The sequence below is a fragment of the Cellvibrio sp. genome, from assembly GCF_039207905.1.
Lineage (GTDB): Bacteria > Pseudomonadota > Gammaproteobacteria > Pseudomonadales > Cellvibrionaceae > Cellvibrio.
Window position 1 is genome coordinate 1 of record NZ_JBCECX010000070.1, and the last position, 7,214, is coordinate 7,214.

A 7,214-nucleotide genomic window follows, 5' to 3' on the forward strand; every position below is an offset into this window, starting at 1 on the left:
GGGAAACTGTTGACGTGATCGCCATGTCTTACCTCATCAAAAAACTTCTGAACATTCCTAAAACAAATCCGCAGGGGTTACCCCGTGCCAGCACAACCTAAGGATAGACTATAAAAACGGACTTGCTGACGAGTTTGCGCAAGTATGGCTAGTAAGCGATAAAACGGCCTCGAATAACCAATTTACAATAACTATTGCCATTTTTGCCCGATTTTAGGGATTGCCATCCTTCCTGCGCAAGAACTGTTGGGAGCTTAATTCATCCAGTTCTTTCTGCAAACGCTTATCGAGCAAGAGGTTGTCTTCATGTTGCAAACGTGCGATCAAATCCTCAATAGATTTACGCTTCTGATGCAGCACACGCCATTGTTTTTGAACGGATTCCAAGGCTGCCTGATAACGCTTGACCTTGGTCTCCTGCTCCGCGCAAGCCTCATTCAATCGGGCGATAAAAGTGCTGTAATTAATCAACTCGTGGGCGAGGATTCCATCGCGCAGCTGGCTTTGTGCCTGCAAGTATTGAGCCGCATAGTCACGCAGGTCAGCCAATTGCCTCTCTTCCTTTGCAACCTGGTCACGAACTTCAGCTACTTTTTTAGCCGCAGTCTCCTCCTGGCGAACCGCCAGAGTGAGGACTACTTGCATGCGTTTGGAGCGGGATTCAGCCATGTAAATGTCTCAAACAACCAATCAGTTAAAACTGATAACTTACTTTTGGCGATGCTGTGCAGCCAACGGACTGTTAGCCTTGGAGTTGGCGGGCGGTTTCAACAACACCCGAAGGTTAGCGATGGATTCAGGCAAATGTACCCCCTGCCGGATGCCTTGCTGGATAAATGCGCGCAAATGGGGAAAACGCTCAATCGCCATATCTGTATCCGGGTCTGCACCGGGCGTATAGGCTCCGATAGCAATCAAATCCTTATTTTGTTGATAACGCGAGAGCAGCTGCTTGAAGCGCTGCATCATTTTCAGATGCTCATCGTCAACGATGTTTTGCATCGCACGGCTGATGGAGGCCTCAACATCAATCGCAGGATAAACACCCTCTTCCGCCAATCGCCGCGATAACACCACGTGACCGTCCAAAATCGCCCGCGCCGAGTCGGCAATCGGATCTTGTAAATCGTCACCTTCGGTTAGCACCGTATAAAACGCAGTAATCGAACCGCCACCTTTATCGGCATTACCCGCCCGCTCTACCAACTGTGGAATTTTGGCAAATACCGATGGCGGATAACCTTTGGTAGCTGGTGGCTCGCCAATTGCCAAGGCAATCTCACGTTGTGCCTGAGCAAAACGGGTGATTGAATCCATTAACAACAAGACATTCAAACCCTGATCGCGGTAATACTCGGCAATACGACTGGAAAGCTGGGAGGCACGTAAACGCATCAAGGGCGCATCATCCGCTGGCGATGCAACCACCACAGCGCGACGCAATCCCTCTTCACCAAGGATGTGATCAATAAATTCTTTTACCTCACGACCACGCTCACCAATCAATCCAACGACGACGACATCGGCAGTAGTAAAACGGGTCATCATCCCCATCAGCACACTTTTACCCACACCGGAACCCGCCATCAATCCTAACCGTTGCCCACGACCAACGGTGATTAATGCATTGATCGCGCGCACACCAACGTCGAGCGGTTCGCTGATCGGATGACGCTGCAAGGGATTGATTGCGCTGGGATGGAAATCGAGAAATTCGTCGCCGATCAGAGGACCTTTACCGTCCAGTGGTTGACCGATGCCATTTACCACTCGACCTAATAATTGCGGCCCAACACGCATTCCCATCTGGCTGCCGAGCGGAACAACACGAGCACCAGGTTGCAGGCCTTCGACTTGTTTAATCGGCATTAGAAAAACTTTGTCGCCCGCAAAACCAACCACTTCAGCTTCAATGCGACGATTATCACTATTGATAATTTCACACTGCCGGCCAACCGACACATTTAAACCTACTGCTTCCAGCGTTAAGCCAACAGAACGTGTAATTCGCCCTTCCGCTTGCGGCTCTACCGCCACTAATTTGCGCGGTGCGTAACTGCGAAGTCTGGAGCTAATGGATTTTCGTTCTGACATGCTCAGCTCCTGCCGTCTTCATCAGAACGAGTTTCATTATGAGGTTGAGCATGCTCATCAGCAGAAGATAAATAATTTTCATCCGCCGAATCACTGTCATCACCACTGGCTAATTGTTTGGTGATGAATTGCTCCAGCACGGTTTGCAACCGGGTCCCCACAGAAAAATCAACGCGACTTTCCGGTGTATCGATTCGACAACCACCGGGGAGTAATTCGTTATCACCAAAGAAAGTCCAATTTAATTGTTGCTCAGCTGCATAGGTTTCTACGGCGGCGAGATCATCGGGATTTAAACTGACGCGAATATTTTTGCTACCAATAGGTAAGGCTTGAACTGCATTTTTAACAAGGCTGACAATGTGCGATGAATCAGTGAGAAGTTCGCGCTGCACAACACTCTGCGTCAGGGTGCAGATCACATCCAACAACAAATGTTCGATATCGTCATCTTGCGCACTCACTGGCTCCAGTAGCGCTTGGGCTAATTTTTGGAAGCGCTGTTGCTCTGCCACTAATTGCGCACGCATTTCCATTAATCCTTGTTGACGCCCAGCTTCGTAACCTTCGCTATTGCCTTTAGTAAAACCTTCTTTGTGGCCTTGCTCAAAACCATCTTTTTCAGCAGTGTCAAAAATAGCCTGCATTTCTTCTGCAGTCATACCTAATTGTGCAGGCTGTTCCGGCTCGGGAATTTCAACGGTTTCGATGGTTTCTTTTTCGCGACGCAACATGCGCTCGCGTCGTTCACGCGCCTCTTTTTCGGCGGACGACAAAATTTTTCCGTGATCGGTAATCGGAGGAATTACCCAAGTCGAGGCGTTTTCAACCGCCTCGGCCGGGATACGTTTATTGGAGGGATTATCGGACATGGCCTTTTCTCAAGCGAAATAGGATTACAAGCAAACCAAAAGGCTTTATTAAACCATTTGATCGCCACCGCCGCCCAACATAATTTCGCCAGCGTCGGCCATACGACGTGCAGTAATGAGGATTTCTTTTTGTGCCGCTTCCACATCTGCCAAGCGCATTGGTGGTTTGGTTTCCAAATCGTCGCGCAACAATTCCGCCGCACGCTTGGACATATTCTTGAATATTTTTTCTTTCAATTCGTCATCTGCACCTTTGAGTGCGATAACCAATACATCGGAAGATACTTCGCGCAGCAGCGACTGAATACCGCGATCGTCCACCTCTTTAAGATTCTCAAATACAAACATAAGGTCTTGAATTTGATTACCCATATCCTCGTCGATTTCTTTGATACCTTCCATCAACTCGGCTTCAATTGAACCGTCGAGGTTGTTCATAATTTCCGCCGCCACTTTATAACCACCCATGGCTTTGGTTTGCGATGCCGCATTACCGGAGAATTGTTTTTCCAGAATATCGTTCAATTCTTGCAACGCACTTGGTTGAACGGTATCCAGTGACGCAACGCGCATCATGATATCCAGACGCACTTTTTCAGGGAAATAGGTCATGATTTCCGCAGACTGGTCAGCATCCAGATAGGCGATAACAATCGCCTGAATTTGCGGGTGTTCGTTGCGAATAATATCGGCAACGGAACGCGCTTCCATCCATTTGAGCGTATCCAAACCGGTGGTATTGCCACCAATCAAAATCCGGTCGATCAAACTATTTGCTTTGTCTTCACCCAATGCCGTCACCAGCATTTTACGGATGTAATTATCAGCACCCACACCCAGACCGGTGAGTGTGCGCACTTCTTCAAGAAAATTCCCCAACACGGCTTGCACGTCAGACTGCTGCACGTTTTGCAATTGGGTCATAGCGGCGCCAATGCGCTGCACTTCTTTTGGTCCCATGTGCTTAAGAATTTCGGCAGCGTCGGCTTCACCCAGTGACATCAACAAAATTGCCGCTTGATCCACGTAGCGCATTTTTAACGCGGGCTTGGTCGCAACCGCTTTATCGTTGGCATCAGTCATCGCGATTTATCCACTTTTTCACAACTTGGGCCACACGGCCCGGATCGTCGGCAATCAAACCTTTAATTGCGTTAATTTGCTCTTCGTAACCTTGCTCCGGCCCAGGCAACATAAGTGCGTGGCCGCCCGTCAGGGTTACCGTCTCATCAGACATACCATCCAAACCAGCTGCACCAGCCGCTTCCAGCGCTGCTAATTGACGAGCCTCTTCCTGCTCGGCCAAGGCACCGCCTTGTTTGGACAGGCTTTTAAACATCGGGCGCAGCAAGCCAAATATGATCAGCAAAATCACCAATACACTGGCAATGTATTTGATATTCGGGATGATCCACTGCTCCCACCAGGGAATGTCATTCATTCCTGCATTTGGATCTTCGACGCGATTCGCAAATGGAGAGTTCAATACATTGACGCTATCACCACGCACAGCGCTAAAACCAACCGCATCGCGTACCAGTATAGACAAGCGTTCCAATTCATTCTCGGTCCATGGCATATGAGTTTCAGTGCCATCAGCGTTTCTAACTACTTTATCGTCAACCACCACCGCAACTGTCAGGCGCTTTAAAGTCCCTTGCTGATGCTTGGTATAACTAACGGTGCGATCCAACTCATAGTTACGGGTCGCTTGCTCGCGGTTATTCGTTGGCTGCGCTGGTGCAACTGGCTGGCCAGTCGCTGGATCAATTTGTTCCGGTGCTTCTGCAGTACCTGGTGGTTGATTGGTTAGCGCACCCGGGATTCCCGCCGCAACATCACCCGCGCGACGGGTTTCATTCAATGTTTGCTCGGAGCGGACTGCCGGTAAATCCGGATTAAATGTTTCTGCCGCTTGTTCTACTGCGGTGAAGTCAATATCGGCACTCACTTCGGCGCGGAATTTACCACCACCGACAACTGGCTCCAAAATACCGTTGATACGCTTGATCACACTGGTTTCAACTTCTTTTGAATACTGATGTTGTTTGGCCGCCATCAACAAATCGGCGCTTTCTTCACCAGTCGAAATCAAATTACCGTGCTGGTCTACCACAGTCACATCCGCCATTTTCATGCCGGGAACAGACGAGGCAACCAAATTCATAATGGCTTTTACTTGTGAAGGGTCAACACTTCTGCCCGCAAACACTTCAACAAATACAGAGGCAGTTGGATTGGCTGCATCGCGCACAAACACAGTTTTCTTTGGAATTGCGAGATGCACGCGCGCGCTGCGAATGCTGGTAATACTGGTGATGGTACGAGCCAATTCACCTTCAATACTGCGTTGATAACGAGTGCTCTCTACAAACTGGCTGGTGCCCAATGGCTGCTCTTTGTCCATCAATTCAAAACCCTGGTTAGGGTTTGATGGCAAACCAAACTCAGCCAACTTCAAACGCGCCATGTGCACGTCTTCGCTGGCAACCAAAATGGCACCGCTGTTTTGATCAACTTTAAATTTGATTTTATTCTGCTCAAGCACATCTACCACACTGCCCGCATCCAGATTATCCATACGGCCAAACAGCGGACGGTAATCATCGCCTTGCATCCACATTACGATGGCAAAACCAATAGCAACACTTGCCGCCAGGGTGATCATCAAACCCACCTGACGCAATAAATTCAGGTTGCTTAAACCTTCTAAAAAATCGCCGCCCACTTTTGATTTTGCGGGGAGATTTTCTGATTCGGGATTGGCGGTTGTAGCCATAATCACAATACCTTAAGCGAAATATTTAACAGCGATTAACCGGTTATAGAGCGACGAATAAACGATAAAGATTAAATCGGCATATTCATGACATCGCGATACGCATCAATTAATTTATTGCGCACCTGCACCATTGCCTGGAAGGAAACCGATGCTTTTTGCGAGGCGATCATAACGTCGGTAATGTCCACACCGGCCACACCTCTTTCGTAAGCATCCGCCATGGAACTGGATGTCTTCTGCACATCGTTCACTTTGTTTACTGCCTGCGTCATTAAATCGCCGAAACTTGGCGTTTTGGTTGTGCCTTCCACCGGCAGAGCGCCGAGGCTGCGCATACCCGCTAGAGTATCACCCACACCTTGCGGACGCTGAAACACTTGGGTTTGCGCCTTCAAACTACGCATATCGCCGAGCAAACGGTTGATATCTACGCGGTCAGTCATGGTGAGGTTCTCCAAAAAGCAATTTCATTTACTGAATTCACGGTGACAATAATTTGGCATTATCGTGGCCAAATCCGTCTTTGCAGGGGATTTTGCACAAAGCAGGCCAACCCTTGCCGCACGGCAAAAACTTGCCCCAAACACGCACAAACCTTAATCAATTTGTCGCAGATCTTTAACCGCATTGTCATTCAGGATCACTAATATCCAGCCACAGTCCATCCACATTAAGGAGTTTCCCCGTGAACGAATTGAATATGCCAAGTGAGCTGGAATTGATTGAAAATGCGATGGCGAGTTTTATTGCCGATGTGGTGGTATCGAAAAGCAAGAAACAGCAAATCCGCCGCAACATGGAGTGTCGCCGCAAACTGGAAGAGAAACGGGAAGAGAAAAAATTAAGACGGGAAACCTGCGAATACGAGTTCGACTATCTACATTAATTTGCTATTCGCACTGCATTGATTGATACACGCAAAAATATCCAGTAATCCCGTGTAAAACACGGGATTACTGATTACATCTAAATCACCAAACTACTCAGTGATTTCATACCCCTCTTCACGCAGGCGCGCGATTTTGTAACGCAAGGTGCGCGCACTAATCCCCAAGCGCTCCGCCGTATTTTTACGACTGCCGCGCTCGTTACGCAGGGTGTTCATAATAATTTCGTATTCGCGCTGCTTGAGGTCATTACCCAGCGCTGGATTATTCAGCGATGAATGCTGTACCGGTTGACCGCTGATCAGAGCGATATTATCAGTAGCCACACTGCCGACGGAAAATTGACTGGCGCGATAGCTGGCATTGGCAAACGCTTGCGCGGCAAATGATGGTTGTGAATCGTAAGCTGGCTCAAATTCTGCCGCCGGATTAATTGCCTGAGCAGCTTCCAACAAATTCGGTTTTTGACTGTAATGTACAGGGCTTTGCGAATAAGGTCCGTTTGCGCCCAAGCCCAAATCTTCAGCCTGGATTGATTTACCCGCCTGCAAAATAAGCGCACGCTGCATAATATTATCC

General features: G+C 48.6%; 8 protein-coding genes. 1 reads left to right on the forward strand and 7 read right to left on the reverse strand.

Annotated elements, in window-relative coordinates:
* Positions 1-213: 213 nt before the first annotated feature.
* From fliJ to fliE, 6 genes are all read right to left on the reverse strand, one after another.
* Positions 214-669, reverse strand: coding sequence for a flagellar export protein FliJ (fliJ, locus tag AAGC78_RS21545; protein ID WP_435786167.1), 456 nt, complete (start codon positions 667-669; stop codon positions 214-216).
* A gap of 39 nt (positions 670-708) precedes the next feature.
* Positions 709-2,094, reverse strand: coding sequence for a flagellar protein export ATPase FliI (fliI, locus tag AAGC78_RS21550; RefSeq protein WP_435786168.1), 1,386 nt, complete (start codon positions 2,092-2,094; stop codon positions 709-711).
* Positions 2,095-2,096: 2 nt separating this feature from the next.
* On the reverse strand, positions 2,097-2,966 hold the full coding sequence (locus AAGC78_RS21555) for a flagellar assembly protein FliH (protein ID WP_435786169.1): 870 nt from the start codon (positions 2,964-2,966) through the stop codon (positions 2,097-2,099).
* 48 nt (positions 2,967-3,014) lie between these two features.
* A complete protein-coding gene (gene fliG / locus AAGC78_RS21560; protein WP_435786170.1) occupies positions 3,015-4,049 on the reverse strand; it encodes a flagellar motor switch protein FliG in 1,035 nt (344 codons plus the stop codon).
* Positions 4,042-5,745: a flagellar basal-body MS-ring/collar protein FliF gene (fliF, locus tag AAGC78_RS21565; protein WP_435786171.1), complete on the reverse strand. Its 1,704-nt coding sequence runs from the start codon at positions 5,743-5,745 to the stop codon at positions 4,042-4,044. The genes fliG and fliF overlap by 8 nt, the downstream gene beginning before the upstream one ends.
* Positions 5,746-5,816: 71 nt before the next feature.
* Positions 5,817-6,191, reverse strand: a complete 375-nt coding sequence (fliE, locus tag AAGC78_RS21570) for a flagellar hook-basal body complex protein FliE (protein WP_435786172.1) — start codon at positions 6,189-6,191, stop codon at positions 5,817-5,819.
* A gap of 242 nt (positions 6,192-6,433) precedes the next feature.
* Between fliE and AAGC78_RS21575 the strand changes: the two genes are divergently transcribed.
* Positions 6,434-6,634 carry a PA3496 family putative envelope integrity protein gene (locus AAGC78_RS21575; RefSeq protein WP_435786173.1) on the forward strand — a complete coding sequence of 67 codons (201 nt, stop codon included), beginning with the start codon at positions 6,434-6,436 and terminating at the stop codon, positions 6,632-6,634.
* Positions 6,635-6,727: 93 nt separating this feature from the next.
* On the opposite strand, the gene AAGC78_RS21580 is transcribed toward AAGC78_RS21575, so the two are convergent.
* A partial coding sequence (locus AAGC78_RS21580) for a helix-turn-helix domain-containing protein (RefSeq protein WP_435786174.1) occupies positions 6,728-7,214 on the reverse strand: 487 nt, incomplete at its 5' end.